At 71.0% G+C, this 22817-nt stretch carries 23 protein-coding genes; 7 read left to right on the forward strand and 16 right to left on the reverse strand.

The annotated features are described in order from the left end of the window. Positions 1-178: 178 nt before the first annotated feature. The 10 genes from BWR60_RS07310 to BWR60_RS07350 all read right to left on the reverse strand — a co-directional run bounded on the left by BWR60_RS07310 (position 179) and on the right by BWR60_RS07350 (position 7424). Entirely contained in the window at positions 179-1375 is a 1197-nt protein-coding gene (locus tag BWR60_RS07310) for a multidrug effflux MFS transporter (RefSeq protein WP_179221663.1), read from the reverse strand. 14 nt (positions 1376-1389) lie between these two features. Beyond that, on the reverse strand, positions 1390-2118 hold the full coding sequence (locus tag BWR60_RS07315) for a class I SAM-dependent methyltransferase (RefSeq protein WP_088150434.1): 729 nt from the start codon (positions 2116-2118) through the stop codon (positions 1390-1392). A gap of 261 nt (positions 2119-2379) precedes the next feature. After that, complete coding sequence (locus BWR60_RS36220) at positions 2380-2640, reverse strand: hypothetical protein (protein ID WP_144445543.1); 261 nt, start codon at positions 2638-2640, stop codon at positions 2380-2382. Between the two features lie 60 nt (positions 2641-2700). Then, the gene (locus tag BWR60_RS07320) at positions 2701-2925 is read right to left on the reverse strand and encodes a hypothetical protein (RefSeq protein ID WP_179221664.1); all 225 of its coding nucleotides are present in this window, start codon (positions 2923-2925) and stop codon (positions 2701-2703) included. Between the two features lie 13 nt (positions 2926-2938). Then, positions 2939-3313 (reverse strand): hypothetical protein, encoded by a 375-nt coding sequence (locus BWR60_RS07325; protein WP_144445544.1) that lies wholly within the window; start codon positions 3311-3313, stop codon positions 2939-2941. 109 nt (positions 3314-3422) lie between these two features. Then, positions 3423-3650: a hypothetical protein gene (locus BWR60_RS07330; protein WP_179221665.1), complete on the reverse strand. Its 228-nt coding sequence runs from the start codon at positions 3648-3650 to the stop codon at positions 3423-3425. An 88-nt stretch (positions 3651-3738) separates the two neighbouring features. Next, positions 3739-4716 (reverse strand): calcium-binding protein, encoded by a 978-nt coding sequence (locus BWR60_RS38635; protein ID WP_088150355.1) that lies wholly within the window; start codon positions 4714-4716, stop codon positions 3739-3741. 359 nt (positions 4717-5075) lie between these two features. Then, positions 5076-5729, reverse strand: a complete 654-nt coding sequence (locus tag BWR60_RS07340) for an amino acid ABC transporter permease (protein WP_088150356.1) — start codon at positions 5727-5729, stop codon at positions 5076-5078. After that, on the reverse strand, positions 5729-6400 hold the full coding sequence (locus BWR60_RS07345; protein ID WP_088150357.1) for an amino acid ABC transporter permease: 672 nt from the start codon (positions 6398-6400) through the stop codon (positions 5729-5731). The genes BWR60_RS07340 and BWR60_RS07345 overlap by 1 nt, the downstream gene beginning before the upstream one ends. A 181-nt stretch (positions 6401-6581) precedes the next feature. Then, the gene (locus BWR60_RS07350) at positions 6582-7424 is read right to left on the reverse strand and encodes a transporter substrate-binding domain-containing protein (protein WP_088150358.1); all 843 of its coding nucleotides are present in this window, start codon (positions 7422-7424) and stop codon (positions 6582-6584) included. A gap of 115 nt (positions 7425-7539) precedes the next feature. Between BWR60_RS07350 and BWR60_RS07355 the strand changes: the two genes are divergently transcribed. Both BWR60_RS07355 and BWR60_RS07360 read left to right on the forward strand, forming a co-directional pair. Next, positions 7540-8310 (forward strand): IclR family transcriptional regulator, encoded by a 771-nt coding sequence (locus BWR60_RS07355; protein WP_230982983.1) that lies wholly within the window; start codon positions 7540-7542, stop codon positions 8308-8310. A gap of 172 nt (positions 8311-8482) precedes the next feature. After that, positions 8483-8896: a hypothetical protein gene (locus tag BWR60_RS07360; protein WP_088150360.1), complete on the forward strand. Its 414-nt coding sequence runs from the start codon at positions 8483-8485 to the stop codon at positions 8894-8896. Between the two features lie 105 nt (positions 8897-9001). Here the strand turns inward: BWR60_RS07360 and BWR60_RS38640 are convergent, their stop codons facing one another. The 6 genes from BWR60_RS38640 to BWR60_RS07385 form a co-directional block, all read right to left on the reverse strand. Next, the gene (locus BWR60_RS38640; RefSeq protein ID WP_275542370.1) at positions 9002-9130 is read right to left on the reverse strand and encodes a hypothetical protein; all 129 of its coding nucleotides are present in this window, start codon (positions 9128-9130) and stop codon (positions 9002-9004) included. Beyond that, the gene (locus BWR60_RS36225) at positions 9127-9537 is read right to left on the reverse strand and encodes a hypothetical protein (RefSeq protein ID WP_144445545.1); all 411 of its coding nucleotides are present in this window, start codon (positions 9535-9537) and stop codon (positions 9127-9129) included. Before BWR60_RS36225 ends, BWR60_RS38640 begins: the two co-directional genes overlap by 4 nt. Continuing rightward, entirely contained in the window at positions 9534-11339 is a 1806-nt protein-coding gene (locus BWR60_RS07370) for an adenylate/guanylate cyclase domain-containing protein (RefSeq protein ID WP_088150362.1), read from the reverse strand. Before BWR60_RS07370 ends, BWR60_RS36225 begins: the two co-directional genes overlap by 4 nt. A gap of 107 nt (positions 11340-11446) precedes the next feature. Beyond that, the gene (locus BWR60_RS07375; protein ID WP_088150363.1) at positions 11447-12325 is read right to left on the reverse strand and encodes an arginase family protein; all 879 of its coding nucleotides are present in this window, start codon (positions 12323-12325) and stop codon (positions 11447-11449) included. A gap of 126 nt (positions 12326-12451) precedes the next feature. Then, positions 12452-13153: a class GN sortase gene (locus BWR60_RS07380; protein WP_218823382.1), complete on the reverse strand. Its 702-nt coding sequence runs from the start codon at positions 13151-13153 to the stop codon at positions 12452-12454. A gap of 77 nt (positions 13154-13230) precedes the next feature. Then, positions 13231-15477: a marine proteobacterial sortase target protein gene (locus BWR60_RS07385; RefSeq protein ID WP_179221666.1), complete on the reverse strand. Its 2247-nt coding sequence runs from the start codon at positions 15475-15477 to the stop codon at positions 13231-13233. Positions 15478-15669: 192 nt separating this feature from the next. Here BWR60_RS07385 and BWR60_RS07390 point away from each other — a divergent pair, with 192 nt between their 5' ends. The 5 genes from BWR60_RS07390 (at position 15670) to BWR60_RS07410 (ending at position 22729) form a co-directional block, all read left to right on the forward strand. After that, positions 15670-16464: a helix-turn-helix domain-containing protein gene (locus BWR60_RS07390; RefSeq protein WP_088150436.1), complete on the forward strand. Its 795-nt coding sequence runs from the start codon at positions 15670-15672 to the stop codon at positions 16462-16464. A 99-nt stretch (positions 16465-16563) separates the two neighbouring features. Next, complete coding sequence (locus BWR60_RS07395; RefSeq protein WP_088150366.1) at positions 16564-19749, forward strand: UvrD-helicase domain-containing protein; 3186 nt, start codon at positions 16564-16566, stop codon at positions 19747-19749. Between the two features lie 137 nt (positions 19750-19886). Next, complete coding sequence (locus BWR60_RS07400; protein ID WP_144445546.1) at positions 19887-20807, forward strand: DMT family transporter; 921 nt, start codon at positions 19887-19889, stop codon at positions 20805-20807. 308 nt (positions 20808-21115) lie between these two features. Further along, positions 21116-21835, forward strand: coding sequence for a glutathione S-transferase (locus BWR60_RS07405; protein ID WP_088150368.1), 720 nt, complete (start codon positions 21116-21118; stop codon positions 21833-21835). Positions 21836-21874: 39 nt separating this feature from the next. Next, complete coding sequence (locus BWR60_RS07410; protein WP_088150369.1) at positions 21875-22729, forward strand: NAD-dependent epimerase/dehydratase family protein; 855 nt, start codon at positions 21875-21877, stop codon at positions 22727-22729. Positions 22730-22817: the final 88 nt, after the last annotated feature.

Raw genomic sequence — 22817 nt, forward strand, 5'->3', positions numbered from 1 at the left:
GGTCAAAGACCCCAGGCATAGCCGAACACCGCCAGGCCGTAGCAGGCGCCGAACACCAGGGTGAGGGTCACGGTCTCGCGGATGAAGGTCCAGTCGCTCATGATGTTCCTCTTATGTTCCATTCGAGCGATAGGAACATAGGAGGAACATTCGGTCAAGCGGGATTGACGGCCCGATGTCAGGCCGGCTGGGTGCTGCGGCTGCGGACGGCGATGCGCTCGGCCAGCAGCGCGGCGGGGGCGACCGCGGCCATGGTCAGGGCCATGGCCAGCGGCGTGCCGTCGGACAGCGCCGCCGCCAGCGCCGCGACGGCGGCGGAGACGGCGAGCTGGGCGCAGCCGGCCACGGCCGAGGCGGCGCCGGCCATCTGCGGGTGGTCGGCCATGACGCAGGCGATGCCCTGCGGCAGGATGATGCCGACGCCGACGATATAGGCCGCGACCGGCAGCATGAAGGCGACCAGCCCGCCGTCGAGCAGGTACAGCGCCGCCAGGGCCAGGCCGGCGATGCAGCAGACCAGCACCCCGATCGACAGCAGCGCGGTGATGCTGAGCCAGCGGCCGAGCAGGGCGCCGAGTTGGGCCCCGACCATGAAGGCGACCGGCAGCACGGCGAAGATGGCGCCGAACCGGGCCGGCGGCACGCCCCAATGCTCGATCACGGCATAGGAGGAGCCGGCGACGAAGGTGAACAGCCCGGCGAAGGCGAAGGACACGCACAGCACATAGGCCAGGAAGCGGCGGTCGCGCAGCAGCGTGGCGTAGCTGTGGAGCAGATGGGCCAGCATGGTCGCCGGCGGCCGGGCGCTGGCCGACCGGGTCTCGCCCAGGCCGAAGGCGACGATGGCGGCCAGGGCCAGCCCGGAAGCGGCCAGCGCGGCGAAGATGCTGCGCCAGCCGAAGACGGTCAGCAGCGCGCCGCCGATGAAGGGGGCGACGGCGGGGGACAGGCCGATGATGGTGCTGAGATGCGCCACGGTGCGGGCCGCGCCGTCGACCGGGTAGCTGTCGCGCACGATTGCCACCGCCAGCACGCCGCCGGCCGAGGCGCCCAGCGACTGCAGCAGCCGCCAGGCGATCAGCGTCTCGACCGAGCCGGCGGAGGTGGCGCCGAGGCTGGCGGCGGCGAACAGCAGGAAGCCGCCGATCAGCACCGGCCGGCGGCCGAACCGGTCGCTCAAGGGGCCGATCACGATCTGCCCGGCGGCGGAGCCGAGCAGGTAGACGCTCATGGTCAGCTGCACCCGGTCCGGCCCGGCCGCGAACTCCACCCCGATGGTCGGCAAGGCCGGCAGGTACATGTCGATCGCCAGCCCTCCCAGCGCCACCAGGGCGGCCAGCAGGGCCAGGAAGGGCAGGCTGCGGGGGCGGATCACGATGGTCTCCGGCGCTAGCGGTCGGCGGCGAGGAGGAGGAATGCCGGGCGCTCGCGCTCGATCGCGTAGTCCGGATGCTCGGCGATCTGCTCCGCGGTCGGGCCCCATTCCTCGAGATGCGACAGGGTGAAGCCGGCCCGCAGCAGCAGGTCGACAGTGCCGCCGATGGTGCGGTGCTGCTTGACCACGCCCTTGGCCAGCCAGTCGGTGACGCGCGGCCCCTCGTCCAGGTAGCGGTCGACCGGCCAGGTGTCGCGCCCGGCCTCGTCGCGCACCCATTTCGGGTCGGACGGGGCGGAGTAGATCGGGTGCTCGACCGAGGCCACCAGCCGCCCGCCCGGCGCCAGTGCCCGGTGCAGCCGCGCCAGCAGCCCCTCCAGGTCGGCGATGTAGTGCAGCGCCAGCGCGCTGTAGGCGAAATCGAAGGAGGCGGCCGGCAGATCAAGCCGCTCCAGGTCCTCGCGGCGATAGGCGACGGCGATGTCCGGGTCGGTGGCCCGGGCTCGGGCCAGCATGTTCTCCGACACGTCGAGGCCCAGCACCTCGGCGGCGCCGGCCTGCCGCGCCCAGCGGCAGAACCAGCCGAAGCCGCAGCCGAGATCGACCACGCGGCGGCCGGCCAGGTCCGGGACCAACGCGCGCATGGCGGGCCATTCCGGCATGCCGTCCAGGCCCTCGATCGACCGGCGCAGCCGGCTGTATTCAGCGAAGAAGCCGGGTGTGTCGTAGATGTTCTGGGTCACGGGTGCGTCCTCCATCTTCAAAAGGCGGACGGGGTGCACGGCGGCCGGGAATGCGGCCATGAAAAAGCCCCGTCCGTTTCCGGCGGGGCTGTCTGGGATCAGGCGCTGACCGCGATCAGCGCACACAGAGTCCGGGCGTCCCGCCGACGGCGATGCGGCTGCGTCTGGTGACGATGCGGGACGGGATCACGGACATGGCCTCTGTATCGCGGGCGGCGGGTGCCGCGTCAAGGACGAGTTTCGGCGGAGTGGACTTTGATCCTAGCCATTGCCCTTCCCCTTGGCGTCGTCGGAGCCGCCGCCCTTGCCTTTCCCCTTACCCTCGGGCGGGCTTGCCATCAGCATCGAGGGATCGCGAGGGATCGTTCCGGCTCCATCCGGCGTTCCCGTCCTGGCTGCGCTCGGCGTCGGGGATGCGGCGAGCCCCGGGACCGCATGGTCCGCCCGGTCCGTTGCGGCATTCGCGGCGCCCGCCGCGAGCACGATCCCGGCCAGGGCCGACAATACCGATATCGTGCGCATCGATCCCCTCCTGTCGCTGGTCGAGGCGGGCCCGCCGGTGCGGCGGGCCGCGCCGGGGCATCACCAGTAGCCCTTGCCCTTGAGGTTGCCGGCAACGGCGCCGGCCGCGCCGCCGATCAGGGCGCCGATCCCGGCATTGCCGCCCGCCAGCGCGCTGATCGCGGCGCCGCCCGCCGCACCGATGGCGCCGCCGGTGAGGGTGGTCTGCTCCTCGCGGGTCAGGTTGCTGCAGCCGCCGGCCAGCAGCGCGCCGCACAGCGCCACGGGCAGAAGAATCCGCTTCATCATCGTGCCCTCCCTATTTGCGCCCGGGTTCGACCTTGGCCACGTCGGTGACGATGACCTCGATCACCGCCCGCGAGACCTGGTCCGGATGGGCGGCGTAATAGTCGTCGACCGCCTTGGAGATGTCCGCCAGCGACATCGGCTGCAGCTTGGTGATCAGGGCGTTGATCATGCCCGGCCGGGTGCGGCGGTCATCCTTCCGCAGCTCGTACTCGACCGAGATGACGTTGGCGGCGCCGACCAGGAAGGCCTTCTTCTCGGCATCGGATGCCTTGGTCCAGTGCGCGCCGGTGACCAGCGGGACATCCCCGGCCCGGGCCGGCATCGCCGCAGCGGCGGCGATCAGCACGGCCCCGACAAGCAGGGGCTTAATGGATAGCGTTGCCATTATTACCCTCCCTCCTGAAATGACGATTCTATCGTTTCGTCTTTTGGGAAGATAATCAAATGATAGATTGCCGGCCCCGGGCGAGGGCGGGCATGCCCCGCCGGGCCGGCTACCAGTAGCCCTTGCTCTTCAGGTTGCCGGCGACGCCGCCCGCGGCCGCGCCGATCACGCCGCCGGCCAGCAGGCTGCCGCCGGTCAGCGCGGTCAGGGCGACGCCGCCCGCCGCGCCGATGCCGGCGCCGCCGAGCGTATCGCGCGCCTCGCGGTTCATGTTGGAGCAGCCGGCGGCCAGCAGGGCGGCGGCGAGGGCGAGCGGCAGGATCAGGCGGCGGGTCATCGGGATCTCGGGGCAAAACGGGACGGCAAGGCAACCCGCGGTGCCCCGCTTTGTTCCGTCTCGCCCCGCCCGGTCCGCCGCCGCGCCGTCAGAGCAGGAAGTCCTCCGCGGCCGGGACGTGCCCGCCGAGCAGCGCGATCGTGAAATCGGCCTGGCCGTCGCCGTCGATGTCGGCGGAGATCACGGCGAGCCCGCCCGCGGCATCGAAGCGCAGCTCCCCGGCCTGGCCGGAGAAGGCGGCGTGGCCGATGAAGCTGAAGGCGGTGTCGCCGTTGCCGGCATTGCCGTCGGCGTCGATCCGGCTGAGGTCGATGCGGTCGCCATCGGCGGTGGAGAAGTCGACGATGACGTCGCGGCCGGCGATGTCGGTGCCGGTGTCGCCGGCCGCGGCATAGACGAAGCTGTCGGCGCCGCTGCCGCCGATCAGCGTATCGGCGCCCGCGCCGCCCTCGATCCGGTCGGCCCCGCCGCCGCCGACCAGGCGGTCGGCCCCGGCGTCCCCCGTCAGCGTGTCGTCGCCGCCCAGGCCGCGCAGGATGTTGTCGCCGGCATCGCCGGTCAGCGTGTCGCCGAAGCGGCTGCCGTGGATCGCCTCGATGTCGCTGCTGATGACGTCGCCCTCGGCGCTGCCGCCATGGTTCACATGCGTCGCCAGGTTGATCGAGACCGCGGCGTTGCTCTCGGCATAGCTGGCGACGTCGATGCCGGCGCCGCCGCTGAGGATGTCGGCCCCGGCGCCGCCGCGCAGCAGGTCGTTGCCGCTGCCGCCGTCGATCACGTCGTTGCCGTCGCCGCCGGCGATCTTGTCGCGGCCGGCGCCGCCGCTGAGGACGTCGTCGCCCGTGCCGCCGCGGACCCAGTCGTTGTCGTCGCCGCCATCGATGACGTCGAAGCCTTCGCTGCCGTCGATGATGTCGTCGCCGGCGCCGCCGGTGATGACGTCGAAGCCGCTGCCGCCGTCGATGGTGTCGTTGCCGGCGCCGCCGCTGACGATGTCGTTGCCGCCGCCGGCATCGATGGTGTCGTCGCCCGGCGTGCCGATGATGACGTCGGAACCGTTGCTCATGTTTCCCCCCAATTGTGCCGTCACACAGGATGGTTGAAGGACGCAGCCCACCGCGGGCGGGGCTTGGCCCTCAGGGCCGCCGACCGTCGCGGAAATCCAAGAAGCCAAAACGACTCTTAAAGGTTTCGGTAATTCGTAAATGATTTCGCGACCGATTCGAAGTCTATATAGACTCGATCTGCAAAGGATAGGGAGCGGATTCTGTCGAATGGAATCTGATTTCCAGATATGACGGAATTAAAGTAAATGATCGAGATCGAAGTCCGATCCGGTTCCGCATAAAACCGTAATATTTATTTGTGGCAATTCCGACGGGCGGCCGGGGCGGAGGACGTGACCCGGGGCCGGCCGGCCGCGCGTCAGCGCAGGGCGGCGCGGCGGCCGAGGGCCTTGCCCAGCCGCTCTATGGCGAAGTTGACGACGAAATAGATCGCCGCGGCCAGCAGGTAGAATTGCAGGCTCATATAGTTGCGGCTGATCACCTCCTTGGTGGCCAGCAGCAGCTCGGTGACGCCGATCACCGACAGCAGGGTCGAGGCCTTGACCATCTCGGTGCCGGTGTTGACCCAGCTGGGCAGGATCTGGCGCAGCGCCTGCGGCAGCAGCACCAGCCGGATGGTCTGGCGGAAGGTCAGGCCCAGCGACTTCGCCGCCTCGGTCTGGCCCGGCGGGATCGCCTGCAGCGCGCCGCGCACGATCTCGCCGACATGCGAGCTGCAGAACACGGCCAGGGCGAAGATGCCGGCCTGCACCGCGGTCAGCTGGATGCCGATGACCGAGAGGACGTAGAAGGCGGCCAGCACCAGCACCAGCACCGGCGTGCCGCGGATGAAGTCGACATAGAGGCGGGCGGGCCAGCGCAGGGCGCGGGGGCCGTAGGTCAGGGCCAGGCCGACCAGTACGCCGAAGATGGTGCCGGCGAGGATCGACACGACGGAGATCTGCACCGTCAGCCAGGCGCCGTCGAGCAGGGCCCAGCGCGCCACCCAGACCTGCTGCAGGAAGGCGTCCATCAGCGGGCTCCCCCGGGCAGCCGCAGCCGCGCCTCGAGCCGGCGCAGCAGCAGGGCGATGATGGTGCAGGTGAAGACATAGAGCAGGCTGGTGACCATCCAGGTCTCGATCACGCGGAAGCTCTCGGTGTTGACCTTGCGGGCATAGAAGGTCAGCTCCGGCACCGCGATGGCGGCGGCCAGGGACGTGTCCTTGAACAGCGAGATGAAGTTGCTGCCCAGCGCCGGCAGGATGTTGCGCAGCATCAAGGGCGCCACCAGCAGGCGGCGGATCTGCATCGGCCGCAGGCCGAGCGCCGTGCCGGCCTCGATCACGCCCTTCGGCACCGACTGGATGCCGGCGCGGAACACCTCGACCAGATAGGCGCCGGCATAGACCGAGAGCGAGGCGACGAAGCTGTCGATCTTGTCGAGGCGGATCCCCGCCCGCGGCAGGGCGAAGAACACGAACAGCAGGATCACCAGGATCGGCAGGTTGCGGAAGAAGGTGACGTAAGCCGAGGCGAGGCCGCGGGCGGCCCGGCTGCGTGAGGTGGCGGCGAAGGCGCCGATGAGGCCGAGGACGCAGCCGATCAGGATCGACACCACGGCCAGGCCGAGCCCGAGCGCCAGCCCGCTCAGCAGCAGGTCGCGGCTGGCCCACACCACGCCGAAATTGAACTGGTAGTCCACCCGCGTCTCCGTTGGTGTCGATGGCGGGGCCTGAGCCACCCCCTCACCCGAAATCGCTGCGCGATTTCGACCTCTCCCCAAGGAGAGGTGAAAATCCCCTCTCCCTCGGGGAGAGGGAGGGGCCCGGCCCGTCGGGGCCGGGAGGGTGAGGGGGCTGTCTCAGGCCCCTGTCGTCAGAGCCTCACCGCATCTCGGTCGGGAAGCCGATGGCCGGGGCCGGCGGGCGCTGGCCGAACCACTGCTCGAAGGAGGCGGCATAGGTGTCGAACTCGACCCCGGTCATCGCCTCGTGCAGCGCGGTGTTGACGAAGTTCAGCCAGTCCTGGTCGCCCTTCTTCACCGCGCACGCATAGGTCTGCGGGTTCCAGCCATAGCCGGCGTCGACATAGCGGTCCGGGTTCTGCTTCATGAACCAGCGCAGCGACGACATGTCGGTGGCAGCGGCGTCCGCGCGACCGGAGTTCAGCGCCTCGTACATCAGGTCGGTGCTCTCGTACTGATCGACCGCCGCGCCGGGCAGGGCCGCATGCACCATGTCCTCGGCATAGACGTTCTGCAGCACCGAGACGGTGACGCCGCTGCCGGCGGCCTTCAGCTCGTCATAGCTCTTGTACTTGCCGTCCTTCATCAGCAGCAGGCCGACGCCCTCCCGGTAGTAGGGGATGGTGAAGTTCACCTGCTGCGCCCGCGCCGCCGTCACGGTGATGAACTGGCAGGTGATGTCGACCTTGTCGGTGGTCAGGTTCGGGATGCGGGCGTCGGAGGACTGGACCACGAACTCGACCTTGCTGGGGTCGTTGAACAGGCCCTTGGCGATGATCTTCGCCATGTCGATGTCGAAGCCGGCCAGGTCGCCCTGCTCGGTCTTGAAATGCCAGGGCGGGTTGGTGCTGCCGGTGCCGACGATCAGCTTGCCGCGGCTCAGCACCTCCTGAAGCTTGTCGGCCGCCACGGCGCCGCCGGCGGTGCCCAGCAGCAGGGCGGCGGCGCTGACCGAAAGCAGCGTCCGGGTCACGATGCGCATTTCAGCCTCCATGTTCTTTGTCCGGTATATCGGACAATGATCTTGTATGTCGGACAATCGGCACGATAGGCTCGGCTTGGGACGAATGCAATCGACCGCAGCGAAGGGGGCAGCCATGGCGGAAGCGACCAGCCGGGAGCGCGGCATCGACCGGGCGGTGGCGATCCTCGAATATCTGCAGGCGCGGCGCGGGCCGGTGCGGATGGGTGAGCTGGCCAAGGCGATCGGCGCGCCGCGCTCGACCCTCTACGAGATCGTCGGCCGGCTGACCGCGGCGCGGATCCTGGAGCCGGCGGGGGAGGGCGGGGCTGTGTTCTTCGGCCGCGCCGTGCACTATTACGCCCAGACCTATGTCGCCGGGGTCGACCTGCTGAGCCGGGCCCGGCGCGAGGTGCTGGGGCTGGCCACCGAGACCGGCGAGACGGCGCAGTTCTGCATGCTCGACGGCGACAAATACGTGGTGATGCTGAACGAGCCCGGGCGGCGCACCTTCCGCATCACCTCCGAGGTCGGGATCCGGCTGCCGATCCCCTGGACCGCGTCGGGCCGCCTCTTGGTGGCGCATCTCGACGCCGCGGGCATCGCCGGCTTCATCCCGGCGGAGGATTTCACGCTGCCGAACGGCGAGCGGATCGACCCGGCCGAATTCGTCGCCGAGACCGGGGCGGCGCGGGCGCGCGGCTATGCCGTGACGCAGGAACTGGTGGACCGCTTCACCCGCTGCCTGGCGGCGCCGGTGATCGACCGTGACGGGCGGGCGGTGGCGACCCTATGCCTGGTCACGCCGCTGGACACGCCGGCGGAGCGGCAGGGCGCGCTGCTCGACACCCTGCTCGCCGCCGCCCGCCGCCTGTCCCTGGCACCGCCGGGAGCGGTGGGGCTGTAGCGGGGCCGTGCTGGCCGGGCCGCCCATCGGCACGGCCGACGCCGTGGGTCGGGGCGCAATCCGCTTTGGTCGCATTCTTGGTGATTTTGAAGAAAATAAAACAAATTGCGGCGCTCGATTGATGATCTTAGATGAAGTTGCTTTCTCTATTTATTTCATAAGGATTTATGTCATGACCGATACTTTGGTGGACGCGCGGCCCGACAGCCTGCCGGTGGTGAACTGGCCCGGCGGCAACGCCTGCGGCAACTACGACGCCTCGATCAGCGACCCGTCCAACCCGCTGTATCAGGGCAGCCAGCTGGCGATCAACGGCAGCACCAATCTCAGCAGCTGCATCGTCGGGCCGGATGGCGCGAATGTGCAGTGGATCACCTATCAGCAGAACAACGGCATCATCAACTCGGTCTTCTACGCCTATGGCCAGGGACCGAAGGGGGCGGGGTCGGGCAGCCTGTCGCTGACCATCCTGACCCAGGCCGGGCAGAAGCACACGCTGAGCCTGACCAGCTCGTCCCCGGGATTGCACAGCGACCGGTTCCAGGACAATTCGGGAATCGTCTCGATCTCCTGGGCCCACACTTGAACGAATACGCATCGAACGGATCCGGGGCGGCGGGTTTCCCGCCGCCCCTTTTGTATCGGCATCCGGGTCCTCGCCGGCTCGCCCCGCTCGATGGCACACCGCCACTCAGGCCTTCGCGGCCAGGCGCCGGCGCAGGAAGGCCAGCAGCGCCTCCGGCTCGGCCACCGCGTGGCGCGGGAGCGGCACAGGCCCGCTCTCGAGCCAGACCAGGATCAGCCCGGACTCCTCCGTCACCGCCTGGACGCCGGGCCAGAGCCAGCGGCTGGTGCCGACGGGGCTGTCCGTCGCGACGCCGTCCTCGTCGATCGTGATCCGCCGCTCGCGCCGCAGCCGGTCCATATCCTGCCGGAACAGCGGCGCGCCATCCTGGCCCCTGGAAGCCGCGCCGCCCAGACGCCGCCCCAGAAGGCGAAGAAGCCCAGCACCGCGACCAGCCTGCCGGTGGCGCTGTCGACCGCCCCGAGCGTCACCGCGATCAGCCCGGCCAGCAGGCCGGCGAGGAGGCCGAGCAGGATCACGATCCAGGTGCCGGCGGGGCCGGCGCTGCGCTGCTGCCGCTGGCTCCAGGCCTGGTACAAGGCGGTGGCCTCGGCCTCGCTCAGCGCGGCGGTGATGTCGAAGCGCACGGCCTCGCCGGTCATCGCGTCTCCAGGCGGAAAAGATCGATCTCGGTCTCGCGGCCGGGGACGGCATGCGGGCCGAGGGGGCGGAGGTCGGACCGCTCGCCCGCCGCCAGCGCCACGGTCTCGCCGCTGGCCAGCACCACGACCTCGTCCGTCGGCGCCACGGCCTTGCCCAGCTGCTCCAGCCGGTTGCCGAGATTCACCGCGTCGCCGACGATGGTGTAGCCCGACCGGCCGCTCATGCCGATATTGCCGGCCACCACCCGGCCGCTGTGCAGGCCGACCCGCAGGCGCAGCGGCGCCAGGCCCCGGCCGCGCCGGGCGGCGTTGTCGGCGGCCACCGCCGCGGCGATGGCGCGGGCGGCGCGCAGGGCGCGGTCGGCATGGTCGGGCTGGTCGTCCGGCGCGCCCCAGAAGGCCATGACGCAGTCGCCGATGAACTTGTCGATGGTGCCGCCCTCGGCCTCGACGCAGCGGCCCAGCAGGTCGAAATGCGCGTTCAGCATCGCCGCCACCTCGGCCGCTGGCATCCGCTCGGCCGTGGCGGTGAAGCTGACGATGTCGGTGAACATCACCGTCACCACCCGCTCGGTGGAGGCGACGGTGCCGCCGCTGCGCAGCAGGCGCCGCACCAGCGATTTCGGCACATAGGTCTCGAGCCAGCGCAGCCCGGTCAGCATGGTGTTGTAGGCGCGCGCCTGCTCGTTCAGCTCGGAGAACAGACTGCCGGGCAGGGGCCGCAGCGCGGCGAAGTCGAGCGAGCCGACGGCGCGCACCTCCCGCGCCATGGCGCCGACCGGGCGGGCGATGGCGCGGCTGACCACGATCGCGACCAGGATGGCGATCGCCAGCACGGCCAGCCCCGCCAGCGCGGCGCGCAGCAGGTCGTCGGTCGGCTTGTCCAGCGCCGCCACCGGCACCTCGACGCCGACGATCAGCGGCGCCGGGGCATAGCCCGGGACGGTCCGGGTCAGGACGACGCGGCCGTCGCCGCCCCGGCGCACCACGCGCGCCTCCAGGTCGGCGTCGCCCACTGTCTCCGGCTCGCCGTCAGTCCACAGCGCGGCCAGGAACGGGTCGCCGACCTCGTCCAGCCGGGGCAGGGGATGCTCGGGCGACAGCGCCGGGCGCTGCGCCGCCATCGCCGGATGGGCCAGCACGCGGTCGCGGCCGTACAGGATGAAGGGCGTGGTGCCGGGGTTGGTCTCGGCGATCGTCCGCAGGTGGCCGGACAGCGCGTCGACCGTGAGCGTCGCCCGCAGCACGCCGGCGAAGCGGCCTTCGGCCTGGACCGGCCGGCTGAGATTGGCGACCGAGGTGCGCATCGGCTCCGCCGCCACGTAATAGACCGGGCCCCAGACGGCCTGATCGCTGCTGCGCGCCGCCTCGATCTCCCGCCGTTCCTGGTCGGTGCGGATCGTGTCGGTGAAGGTGAAGGCGCCGTGCGGGCCCTGGGTGACGCCGCGGATGGTGCCGTCGGGCGCGGTCAGGGACAGGACGCGGACCTGCGGCGTGCCGGCCAGGGCGCCGGTCAGCAGCCGGTCCAGCGCCGCGCCGTCCGCCGGGTCGGTGCGGCCGGAGGCGATCTCCCGCGCCAGGAAGGCCAGCTGGTCCTCGACCGGGGTGAAGCGGTCGCCGATCCGGGCCTGCACGGAATCGAGCCCCAGCTGCGCCGCCCGGGCCAGCAGGTCGCGGGTGGTGCCGGCGGTCATGAACCAGAACACGGCCAGCACGTCGATCGTGGTCAGCGCCACCAGCCCGGCCATCACCACGGCCAGCGTGCCGGACAGGGGGATGGTGCGGCGCCGGGTGCCGCTCACGCGCCGATCCGTCTCAGCCTCTGTCGCCAAACCGTCGCCTCCTCGCGCTGGCCGCACTCTATCCGGCGGGGCGGGGGGAGGCGACCAGGATGTGCCGGCGCCGCCGGCTATCCGGCCAGCAGCGGCAGCCGGCGCAGCAGGTCGCGGGTGGCGAGCGCTTCCCACGGCAGATGCTCGGCGAGGGCGAGGCCGACCACGTCACAGGCGGCGGCGACGTCGCCCAGCAGGCGGACGACCTGTTCGGGCGTCATCCGGCCGCGCGGCACGCCGGGATAGGCGCCCGCCGGCAGGCCCGGCCGGTTGAACAGCAGCGGCCCGAACAAGGCGGGGTCGAGCACGTCGAGGTCGAAATGGATCGCTAGCCGGGTGATCTCCTGCTCCGCGATCCAGTCCAGCACCGGCGCCGAGCTGTCGGCGAGCGCCTCGGATCCGGCGCGGCGCAGGTCGAGGGATTCGATGATCTCGCCCTCGACCCGCGACCATGTATCCAGCCCGGCATACATCACCCGCGACGGCTGGATGGGCTGCCGCACCTCCGCGGTCAGGTCCGGGTCGGCCCGCTCCAGCAGCGCCCCCAGGACATGGGCATGGGCGTTGGGATAGTGCTCCGCCGGCACGACATCCGGATGCGCGTCCACCCAGAGGACGCCGAGACTGCCGCCGTAGCGCTCGTTCAGATAGGCCATCGGGGCGAGATCGACCAGGCAGTCGCCGCCGATCGTCACGATCCGGTCCGGCCGGTGCTTGTCGATCAGGGCGCGGGCCGCCTGTGCCTGGCGCTTCACGGCGGCGCGCGCGACGATCCCGGCTTCGTTCACCAGGGTCTCACCCGGCTGCGGCTCCGGCACCGGAACGGTCTCGACCGGCCCGGTCGGCTCCGGCGCCAGCCAGGCCAGGAGCCGCGATCCGAAGAAGTATCCTTGTTCGTCCCCGCCCTGCCATTGCGGCATGATCAGGCGAAGCGTCGTGCCGGCGTCGTTCGTCATGGCTGGGGCCGTCCTCGGTCAGGAGCATTCGGGGCGACGCTGCGGGAGGGGCTCGGCGAGCCGGCCGTCCTCGCACCGGCCACAGCTTACACCACGCGGACGGAATTCCTCCGCTGGGTGATGCCCTCACCGCTGCGGGCCGGTCGACGCGTCGGCCACCAGCGGGCCTGCCGGGCTCGCCTTGGCCGGCTGGATCTCCTCGGCCTCCACCAGGTAGCGGTACGGCCCCCGCGTCGTGGCGTCGAAGGGCCAGCAGGTGGCCAGCACCAGGTTGCGGCCGGGCGCCCGCGGGTCGATGCCGGAGACATCCCACAGCGCCACCCGCGTGCCGGTCACCTTGAAGGCGACGCGGCGGCCGTCGCGGCGGGTGACGTCGATCTCGTCGCCCACCTTCACGTCGCGCAGCACCCGGAAATGGGTGTCGCGATGGGCGGCGTAGACCGCGGTGCCGGGGTCGCCGGCCTCCGGCGTGTCCGCCACATGGCCGGGGCCGAATGCCAGGGCCTGGCCGCTGGCGCCGGCCAGAGCGATGGCGCTCTCGCCCAGCCGCGGCAGGTCGATCCGCGCCACCGGCCAGGTGTCGGCCCAGGGCCAGGGCTTGACCGCCCGGCCGGTCTCCAGCGTCGCGGCGAAGGCGCGGTCCAGCAGCAGCTGCGCCAGCTGCGCCTTGGCGTGGATCCACAGGCCCTGGCCGGCCAGGGCGAGGCCGCCGAGGACCAGGAGGAGGGCGATGGTCTTTCGCAGCCGCAGGCCGGCTCCATCCCCCTCACCCTCCCGCCGCCTGCGGCGTCGGGCCCCTCCCTCTCCCCGAGGAGAGGGTTCGTTCACCTCTCCTCGGGGAGAGGTCGAAATCGCCTCGGCGATTTCGGGTGAGGGGGCGGCTCCGGCCCAACCGGTGAGAACGCTCATGCCCGGCCTCCCACCGTCCGGCGGCTGAAGGCGAACACCGCCAAGCCGGCCAGCAGCAGCGCCAGGCCGCCCAGGATCCGCAGCTCGGCATCGGTCGCCGTCTGCGGCAGCACGACCTCCTCGACCGGCACCGGCCTGTCGGCAGCGGCCGGGGCGTCGGTGCGGGCGGCGGCGGGCAGCAGCAGGGCGGCCTCGCGGAACTCCGGCTTGGGCTTGGCCGTGCCGAAGACGCTGTCGAAATCCCAGCCGGCGGGCAGGTTCAGCGGGATGTCGTCGCGGGTCAGCGGCGCCCCCTCCGGCCGGCGCGGCGTGCGGTCGACCGCGACCAGGCTGGTCAGCCGCGTCACCAGATGGTGCTGCAGCGCCAGCGCCAGGATGCGCTGCTCGGCCTGCTCCGGGCCGATCTGGCCCAGGGTCTCCGCCACCTCGGCATCGGCGATCTTGCGCCGCGCCCACAGCTTGGATAGGCCCTCGCCCTTGGCCGCCTGCGCCACCGGCAGGGTGACGACCCAGGGCTGGTCGCCGATCATGCCCTTGACCTCGATCGTGCCGGTCAGCGCCGCCAGCTTCGCCGCCAGGACCACCGGCTCGCCGCGATACAGGTCGGGCAGCGTCTCCGGCGTGGCGTCGGCGGCGCCGGCCGAGAAGCGCGCCGACAGGTTGGTGACGACCGGGCTCTCCAGCTTGTCGAACAGGCCGCGCATCCGCTCCTCCACCTGGTCGGGCGCGCCGATCTGAGTGAAGGTGCCGCGGCCCAGCTCGGCGGCGCGGGTCATCAGATAGGTGTTGGGGGCGGAGCCGATGCCGACCATGAACACCCGCGACCGGCCACGCATCCCGGCGATGGTGTCGAACAGCTGCTGCTCGTTGCCGATGGCGCCGTCGGTCAGGAACACCACCTGGCGCAGGCGAGGCGTGCCGTCGGTGCCGCGATCGGTCAGCGCCGCCTTCATCGCCGGCACCATCTCGGTGCCGCCCGACGCCTCCAGACCGGAGACGAAGGCCTTGGCGCGGCCAAGATGCTCGCTATCGGCCAGCACCGCATCCGGGAACAGCACGTCCAGCGTGTCGTCGAAGCGCACCACGTTGAAGCGGTCGGCGGGCGACAGCCGGCCGAGGGCGTAGAGCAGGCTGGACTTGGCCTGGTCCATCGAGGCGCCGCCCATCGACCCGGAATTGTCGATCACGAACACCACGTCGCGCGGCCGCTTGTCCTCGGCCTGCTGCAGGGCGGGCGGGGTGACGAAGGCCAGCAGGTAGTCCTCGCCGGCGACCGTCTCGCGGAACAGCCCGACCGAGGGCGCGGCGCCGGCCGCCGGGGCCCAGCTCAGCTCGAAGTCGCGATTGGCCGGGACCGGGCCCTTCATGGTGACGACGCGGCTGTCCGGCCCCTGGCTCTCGACGTCGACGGCATGGTTGGCGCTGACCACCTCGCCCAGCGGGAAGCCGGCCTGCAGCCGCACCTTCAGCGTCACCGGATTGGTCGGGGCATTGCGGCGCGGGTCCTGCACCGGCGGGGTGATGCGGTCGCGGTCGGGCACGGGATCCGTCGTGGTCTGGCCCCAGCCGCCCTGGCCGGGCTGGAAATCGACCGACTGCCGCACCGGCGCCGGGCTGTAGCGCGGCGCCGCCACCAGCGGCACGCGCAGCGAGAAGCGGCCGCCCGACTGGTGCACGCTCTCCTGGTATTCGATCTGGATCAGCACGGTCTCGCCCGGGCCGACATTGGCGACCGAGGTGGTGAACAGGTTCGGCCGCTCCTGCTCCACCAGGCCCGCGGTCCGGCCGGCCTGCCTCGCCGCCTCATAGGTGCGGCGCGCCTCCTCGCGGGCGGCGATGTCGCCGGTGATGACGCGGTCGCCGACCACCATCTTCAGCGTGTCGACCGCGCCGTCCTCCGGCAGCGGATAGACATAGACGGCCTCGACCCACTGGTCGGTCGGGTTCTGGAACACCTGGGTGACATGGGCCCGTGCCGTGGGGCCGCTGACCGTCAGGTCGACATCGGTGCCCAGCCGCGGCGCCTCGACATAGCGGCCCTTCTCATTGGCGCGGAACAAGAGCGCGCCGGACTGCATCTCGCCCGGCGTTACCAGCGCCGGCCCGGCCTCGGCCCGGGCGGCGCGGCCGCCGATGGCCAGCGTCAGCACCGCGAGCAGCAGCGACAGCAGCAGCAGCGGCGCCGCATGCCCGAACCGGGACTGGAATGCCGGCCCAAGCCCCGCCGGCAGCTCCCTCGTCATGGACCTCATCGAACCCTCCATAAGCCTCGGCCGATGCCCGATCGGCCTGGGTTTTTTGTCGGTCGGAGGGGTTCTGTCCGGCCACGGTGATGATCCGGCTTGTTCCGCAGGCGGTGGCCGGGATAGGTCTTGGTCCGCACCGGCCTGTGCGGATCGGTGCGGATTTGTCCGGAGGAGGGCGCTTTGGTCGGCTTGTCGACGCACGCGGCCGAGCACGAGCTGTCGGAGGAGCAGAGCCACGCCGTCGCCGCGCTGGTGCGGGAGGAGCTGGCGCGCCGCCGCATCTCCCGCCAGTTCCTGGCCGACCAGGCGAAGATCAGCCTGTCGACACTGGAGAAGGCCTTGTCCGGCCGCCGGCCCTTCACCCTGGCGACGCTGATCCGGCTGGAGGAGGCGCTGGGCGTCAAGCTGCGCCGGGCCGAGCCGCGGGCCGCTGCCCCTACGGCGCCCGCACAGCCGGCCGCACCGGTCGGGGTGGCGCCGGAAGGGCTGGGTTCCTACGCCCGTCCGGCCGTGTCCTGGATCGAGGGGGTGTATCTGACGCTGCGGCCGTCCTTCGGCGACCGCCGCGCCATCTACGCCTACCGCACCGAGATCCGCTGGGACGAGGCCGGGTCGCACCTGGCCTTCCACGAGGCCGACCGGGTGGACGCCGCCTTCACCCAGCACGGCACCGTCTCGGTGCCGCACCAATCCGGACATATCTATCTGGTGACCAACACCAGCGGGCAGTACCGCATGGCGGTGCTGGGCCGGCCGACCATCACCGGCGAGATGCACGGCATCCTGACAACGCTGCAGGCCGGGCCGGGGTCGCAGCTGACCCCGGTGGCGTCGCCCATCGTGCTGGTGCCGATGGCCGCGGCGGGCGCGCCGGAGTTCGGCCGCATCTCGCCCGACAACCCGCATCACGGCTGCTACCGCGACATCCTGCGGCGGACGATCGAGGACTCCTTTGCCCGCTTCCTGCCGGTGGCCGCCGACTAGCACCCGGCGTTTGCTGCCCCGGCACGCCGTCCTATCATCCCCGGATCGGCGCCCGAGTCTTCTACGGCGAACCGCGGGCGCGCGGAACTCGGGGCCGAGATGCGCTTTCACGCCGACCTGCACGTCCATTCCAAGCATTCGCGGGCGACCAGCCGCGACCTGGACCTGGAGCACCTGGCGCATTGGGCGGCGCGCAAGGGCATCGGCGTGGTCGGCACCGGCGACTGCGTCCATCCGGTCTGGCTGGCCGAGCTGAAGGACAAGCTGGTGCCGGACACGCCGGGCCTGTTCCGGCTGCGGCCGGACCTCGAGGCCGCGGTGATGGCGACCTTGCCGGCGCCGTGTCGCACCCCGGTGCGCTTCATGCTGTCGACCGAGATCTCGACCATCTACAAGAAGGGCGACCGCACCCGGAAGATCCACCACCTGATCTACGGGCCGGATTTCGCCACGATCGACCGGCTGCAGGCCAGCCTGGCGCGGATCGGCAACATCGCCTCGGACGGACGGCCGATCCTTGGCCTCGATTCCCGCGACCTGCTGGAGATCGCGCTGGCCTCGGGGCCGGACGCCTATCTGGTGCCGGCGCATATCTGGACGCCGTGGTTCGCGGCGCTGGGGTCGCAGTCGGGCTTCGATTCCATCGCGGACTGCTATGGCGACCTGGCCGACCACATCTTCGCGGTGGAGACCGGCCTGTCCTCCGACCCGGCGATGAACTGGCGGATTTCCTTCCTCGACCGCTATCGCCTGACCTCGAATTCCGACGCGCATTCGCCGGGCAAGCTGGGGCGCGAGGCGACCGCCTTCGACTGCGACCCGGACTACCACGCCATCCGCCGGGCGCTGGAGACCGGCGACGGCTATGTCGGCACGGTCGAGTTCTTCCCGGAGGAGGGCAAGTACCACGCCGACGGCCACCGCAAATGCGATGTCCGGCTGAGCCCGCAGGAGACGCTGGCCCTGGACGGCCGCTGCCCGGTCTGCGGCCAGCCGGTCACGGTCGGCGTGCTGCACCGGATCGAAAAGCTCGCCGACCGCAGCGAGGAAGAGGCGGTGCCGCCGCCGACCGCCGGCGAGATCACCAGCCTGGTGCCGCTGCCCGAGATCCTGTCCGAGCTGCTGGCGACCGGCCCGTCCAGCAAGGCGGTAGAGCGCAGCTACGACCGGCTGGTCGGCACGCTGGGATCGGAGCTGGGGATCCTGGGGGAGATCCCGGTCGAGGACATCGCCCGGGCCGAGGGCGAGCTGCTGGCCGAGGCGGTGACCCGGCTGCGCAAAGGCCAGGTGATCCGCGACGCCGGCTATGACGGCGAATACGGCGTGATCCGGCTGTTCGAGCCGCAAGAATTGAAGAGCCGCACCGCCGGCGGGCTGCTGTTCGACCTGCCGCAGAGGCGGGCCAAGGAGGATGCGGCAGGACCGGAGCGTGGCCTCTCCCGCCTGGCGGGAGAGGTCGGGCGTCCGCAGGACGACCGGGTGAGGGCGGGCCCCGGCCTCGACGAAACCCCCTCACCCGGAGCCGCTGGCGCGGCTCCGACCTCTCCCGCAAGCGGGAGAGGCAACGCAGATGCCAGCCTCCTCGACCGGCTCGACCCGGAGCAGCGGGCGGCGGCGGAGCGGGTCGAGGGGCCGCTCTTGATCGTCGCCGGGCCGGGATCGGGCAAGACCCGGACACTGACCCATCGCATCGCCCATCTGGTCGCGGCGCATGGCGCGGCGCCGGACTCCTGCCTCGCCATCACCTTCACCCGCCGGGCGGCGGCGGAGATGCGGGAGCGGCTGGAGCACCTGCTGCCCGGCGCCGCGGCGCGGATGCCGATCCACACCTTCCACTCCCTCGGCCTGGCCCTGCTGCGCGAGCATGGCGAGGCGGCCGGGCTGCACCGCGACTTCAAGGTGGCGGGGGAGGCGGAACGCGCGACCCTGCTGCAGGAGGTGCTGGAGGTCTCGCGCACCAAGGCCGAGCGGCTGCTGCGCGCCATTTCGCGGACCAAGCGCACCGGGGCGCCGGCCGATCTCGACCTGGCCGAGGCGCTGGCCCGCGCCGACGAGGCGATGGCGCTGCGCAACTGGATCGATTTCGACGACCTGATCGGCAGGTCGATCGCGGCGCTGGAGAGCGATCCCGGCCTCGTCGCGCTGTGCCGCGACCGGTTCCGCCACGTCTCGGTCGACGAGTTCCAGGATGTCGACGACAGCCAGGTGAGGCTCCTGTCGCTGCTGGTGCCGCCGGGCGGCAATCTCTGCGTCATCGGCGACCCCGACCAGGCGATCTACGGCTTCCGCGGCGCCGATGCCTCCTGCTTCGACCGGTTCCATCGCGATCATCCCGGCGCGACCGTGATCCGGCTGCGCCGCAACTACCGCTCCACCGGCACCATCGTCACCGCCGCCTCGCGCTTCATCGGCGCCGATGGCCGCACCGAGCCGGCGGCCGAGATCGTGCGGGCGATGCAGGACCGCATCTCGGTCCACGCCGCCGCCAGCGACAAGGCCGAGGCCGAGTTCGTGGTGGCCGAGATCGAGGCCCTGCTGGGTGGCCACAGCTTCTTCTCGATCGACAGCGGCCGGTCGGACGGCCGCGCGAACGACCAGCTCGGCTTCGGCGACATCGCCGTGCTGTACCGCACCGACGCCCAAGCCGACGCGGTGGCGGAGGCGCTGGGCCGCGGCGGCATGCCCTTCAAGAGGAGCTCGCTGGCGCCCTTGTCCGAGGACCCGGCGGTGATCGCCCTGCTGGCGGCGCTGGAGCAGGAGGAGGGGCCGCTGCCGCAATGTCTGCAACAGACGGCGGAGACGCTGCGCCGCGACGGCGCCGACCCGGCCGCGACCACGGCGGCTCTGCAGCGCCTGTCGCTGATCGCCTCGCGGCAGGACAATGACGATCGCACGGCCTTCCTGGCGGCGGTGGCGCTGGCGACCGAGGCGGATTTCTGGGACCCGCGCGCCGACCGGGTCTCGCTCTTGACCCTGCACGCCGCCAAGGGGCTGGAGTTCCCGGTGGTGTTCATCCTCGGCCTGGAGGACGGCGTGCTGCCGCTGCGCTTCGGCGAGGCCGACCCGGCGGCGACGGCGGAGGAGCGGCGGCTGTTCTATGTCGGCATGACCCGGGCGATGGACCGGCTGTTCCTGTGCCGGGCGCGCGAGCGGCGCTGGCGCGGCGGTGCGGCGCGGCTGGAGGCGTCGCCCTTCCTCGGCGAGATCGAGGCCGAGCTGCTGGCCCATCGCCGCGCCGACCCGGCCCCGCGGCGCCCGGCCGAGAAGCAGCTCAGCCTGTTCTAGGCCTCCCGCCACGAGAAGACCGCAATTCGACACGGTTCCATCGCGTCACGGCGCGATTGCGGCCATGATTTGCCGCTTTGCTGAGGTCCATTCATGCCGGCCTCGGCAGCATTCATATTCGAGAAGGCTCAGTCGCCGTGCGCACCACCCGACGCCAGATGCAGGGAATCCTGTTCTACGCCCTGGGCGTCGGCGCCTTCGCGACGATGGATGCCTTCGCCAAGTATCTCAGCGGCAGCTACCCGGTGGCCGAGATCATCCTGATCCGCGCCCTGTTCGGCTACCTGCCGATCCTGCTGCAATACCGCATGGGCACGGTGCGGGGGATGCAGGCGGTGCGCTCGGCCAATCCGCTGATGCAGCTGCTGCGCGGCGGCTGCGTGCTGGCCGCCGGCGCCACCTTCTTCCTCAGCCTGTCCGGCCTGTCGCTGGCCGACGCGACCGCGATCTCCCTGGCCGCGCCCGTCTTCATGGCACTGATCGGGATCACCGTGCTGCGCGAGCCCGCGGGGTGGGAGACCTATGCCACCATCGCCGTCGCCCTGGCCGGCGGCCTGCTGATCGTACGGCCGACGGACGGGATGAACCTCTACGCGCTGATCGCCGTGGTGTCGGCGCTGTTCTACGCGCTGGGCGTGGTGGCGACGCGCCGGGCCGGGCAGGCGGATGCGCCGGTCGTCACCGCCATCTGGGGCAACACGGTGATGCTGGTGGGCTCCGGCGCCTGGGTGCTGCAGTCGGGGTGGGTCTGGCCGGTGGCCGGCGACTGGCTGCCCTTCATCGGCGTCGGCCTGGCCGGCGGGGTGGCCAACCTGCTCTACATCGCCGGGCTGCGGCTCAGCGGCGTGTCCGATGTCGCGGTGATCGACTATTCGATCTTCGCCTGGGCGGCCGCCTTCAGCGTCTTCGTCTTCCATGAGGACATCCCGGCCGCCAGCCTGGTCGGGGCCGTCCTGATCCTCGGCAGCGGGGTGTACAGCGCCGCGGCGAAGTGGCTGCGGTCGCGCGACGAGCCGGCGGGGGAGCCGCTGGCCGTCGGCATGGGCCCGACCTCCTGACGCTCGATCGGGGATGAAACAGGAACGGGGGCTTGCGCCCCCGTCTCCCGATCGTTCTGCCGTCCTGTTTGCCGGTGCGCTGGGTCGCGACGAAGACGCCCATCGAGCTTCTGATTGCGGGCGGATTCAAATATGCCCGTTTGACTATCGACGCCTTGAAATACCTCTTCATGTAAGTGTCGGCCCTTCGTCAGGGGCTCGATGGGCGTACCATCCGATGGGATAGTGTCCGGATCCTATCCGGCCCTGCGTGAATCGAGCGTGAATTCGTTTCGCGGAACCCGTCGTATGCGAAAGGATATTACGGAATGATCTACGAGCTCTATTACTGGCCGGAGATCCAGGGCCGCGGCGAGTTCGTCCGGCTGGCGCTGGAGCAGGCCGGGGCCGACTATGTCGACATCGCCCGCCGCGAGGGCGACGACCTGCCCGGGCTGATGCACTACCTGCAGGACGGGGCGGTGCCGCAGCCGCCCTTCGCGCCGCCCTATCTCAAGGCCGGCGACCTGCTGATCGGCCAGACCGCCAACATCCTGCTGTTCCTCGGCGACCGGCACGGCCTGGCGCCTTCGGACGAGGCGGGGCGGCTGTGGACCCATCAGCTGCAGCTCACCATCGCCGACCTCGTGGTCGAGGTGCACGACACCCACCACCCGATCGGCAGCGGCCTGTATTACGAAGACCAGAAGCCGGAGGCGAAGCGCCGGGCGGCGGATTTCCTGGCCCACCGCCTGCCGAAATTCCTCGGCTATTTCGAGCAGGTGCTGGCCCGCAACCCGGCCGGCGACACGCATCTGGTCGGCGACACGGTCACCACGGCCGACCTGTCGATGTTCCAGATGATCGCCGGTCTGCGCTACGCCTTCCCCAAGGCGATGGCGCGGGCCGAGAAGAAGCACCCTCTCCTGGTGGCGCTGCACGACCGCGTGGCGGCGCTGCCGCGGATCAAGGCGTATCTGGAGTCGCCGCGGCGCATCCCGTTCAACCCGATGGGCATCTTCCGCCACTATCCGGAGCTCAATGCCTGACCTATCTTGTCCGACAATAGTTCGGCAAGGGAGGACGGGATGATCATCGTCACCGGCGGCAGCGGCCAGGCGGGGCGCGCCTGCCTGAAGGACCTGATCGCGCATGGCCACGACGTCTGCTCGGTCGACCTGGCGCCGCCAGCGGATCCATCGGTGCGGCACAGCCGGGTCGACCTGACCGATTACGGCCAGACCGTCGCCGCCTTCTCGGCGATCGACGACCGGGTGGCGCGGGTCACCGGCATCGTCCATCTGGCGGCGATCCGCGCCCCCGGCCTGGCGCCGAACCATGTGATCTTCGAGACCAACACCGTCAGCACCTACAACGTGTTCGAGGCGGCGCGGCAGCTGAAGATCCGCAACATCGTCTGGGCGTCGAGCGAGACGGTGCTGGGCCTGCCCTTCGCCGACCCGCCGCCCTATGTGCCGGTGGACGAGGACTATCCCGGCCGGCCGGAGACCGCCTATTCCCTGTCCAAGCTGATGGGCGAGGAGATGGCCAGGCAGTTCTGCCGCTGGGACCCGCAGGCGAAGATCATCGGGCTGCGCCTGTCCAACGTCATGGACCCGGAGCGCTATGCCGAATTCCCCGGCTTCGACGACGATCCGCGCAAGCGCAACTGGAACCTGTGGGCCTATATCGATGCGCGCGACGCCGCCCAGGCGATCCGGCTGGCGTTGGAGTCGAGGCTGACCGGCGCCGATATCTTCGTCATCGCCAATGCCGACACGGTGATGGGCCGGCCGAACGACGAACTGCTCGACGCCGTCTATCCCGGCGTGCCGCGGAAGCGCCCGTTCGGCCCCAACGAGACGCTGCTGTCGATCGACAAGGCGCGGCGGGTGCTGGGCTACGAGCCGCGCCACAGCTGGCGCGACCCGGCATCAGGTTGAGGCCGGGCTCGTCCTGACCTGCGGTCCCGATGACAGGGCCGGCGGAGACGACCCGCCACCGCAAAGGAAATCGGCCTTCGTGCGGCTG

The organism is Inquilinus limosus, assembly GCF_002195995.1.
GTDB classification, from domain to species: Bacteria; Pseudomonadota; Alphaproteobacteria; order DSM-16000; family Inquilinaceae; genus Inquilinus; species Inquilinus limosus_C.

Bases quoted from the DNA above. Each gene is read 5' to 3' on its own strand.
- BWR60_RS36220 (WP_144445543.1), bottom strand. From the start codon at position 2,640: ATGCGCACGATATCGGTATTGTCGGCCCTGGCCGGGATCGTGCTCGCG.
- BWR60_RS07320 (WP_179221664.1), bottom strand. From the start codon at position 2,925: ATGAAGCGGATTCTTCTGCCCGTGGCGCTGTGCGGCGCGCTGCTGGCC.
- BWR60_RS07325 (WP_144445544.1), bottom strand. From the start codon at position 3,313: ATGGCAACGCTATCCATTAAGCCCCTGCTTGTCGGGGCCGTGCTGATC.
- BWR60_RS07330 (WP_179221665.1), bottom strand. From the start codon at position 3,650: ATGACCCGCCGCCTGATCCTGCCGCTCGCCCTCGCCGCCGCCCTGCTG.
- BWR60_RS38635 (WP_088150355.1), bottom strand. From the start codon at position 4,716: ATGAGCAACGGTTCCGACGTCATCATCGGCACGCCGGGCGACGACACC.
- BWR60_RS07340 (WP_088150356.1), bottom strand. From the start codon at position 5,729: ATGGACGCCTTCCTGCAGCAGGTCTGGGTGGCGCGCTGGGCCCTGCTC.
- BWR60_RS07350 (WP_088150358.1), bottom strand. From the start codon at position 7,424: ATGCGCATCGTGACCCGGACGCTGCTTTCGGTCAGCGCCGCCGCCCTG.
- BWR60_RS07355 (WP_230982983.1), top strand. From the start codon at position 7,540: ATGGCGGAAGCGACCAGCCGGGAGCGCGGCATCGACCGGGCGGTGGCG.
- BWR60_RS07360 (WP_088150360.1), top strand. From the start codon at position 8,483: ATGACCGATACTTTGGTGGACGCGCGGCCCGACAGCCTGCCGGTGGTG.
- BWR60_RS36225 (WP_144445545.1), bottom strand. From the start codon at position 9,537: ATGACCGGCGAGGCCGTGCGCTTCGACATCACCGCCGCGCTGAGCGAG.
- BWR60_RS07375 (WP_088150363.1), bottom strand. From the start codon at position 12,325: ATGACGAACGACGCCGGCACGACGCTTCGCCTGATCATGCCGCAATGG.
- BWR60_RS07385 (WP_179221666.1), bottom strand. From the start codon at position 15,477: ATGACGAGGGAGCTGCCGGCGGGGCTTGGGCCGGCATTCCAGTCCCGG.
- BWR60_RS07395 (WP_088150366.1), top strand. From the start codon at position 16,564: ATGCGCTTTCACGCCGACCTGCACGTCCATTCCAAGCATTCGCGGGCG.
- BWR60_RS07405 (WP_088150368.1), top strand. From the start codon at position 21,116: ATGATCTACGAGCTCTATTACTGGCCGGAGATCCAGGGCCGCGGCGAG.
- BWR60_RS07410 (WP_088150369.1), top strand. From the start codon at position 21,875: ATGATCATCGTCACCGGCGGCAGCGGCCAGGCGGGGCGCGCCTGCCTG.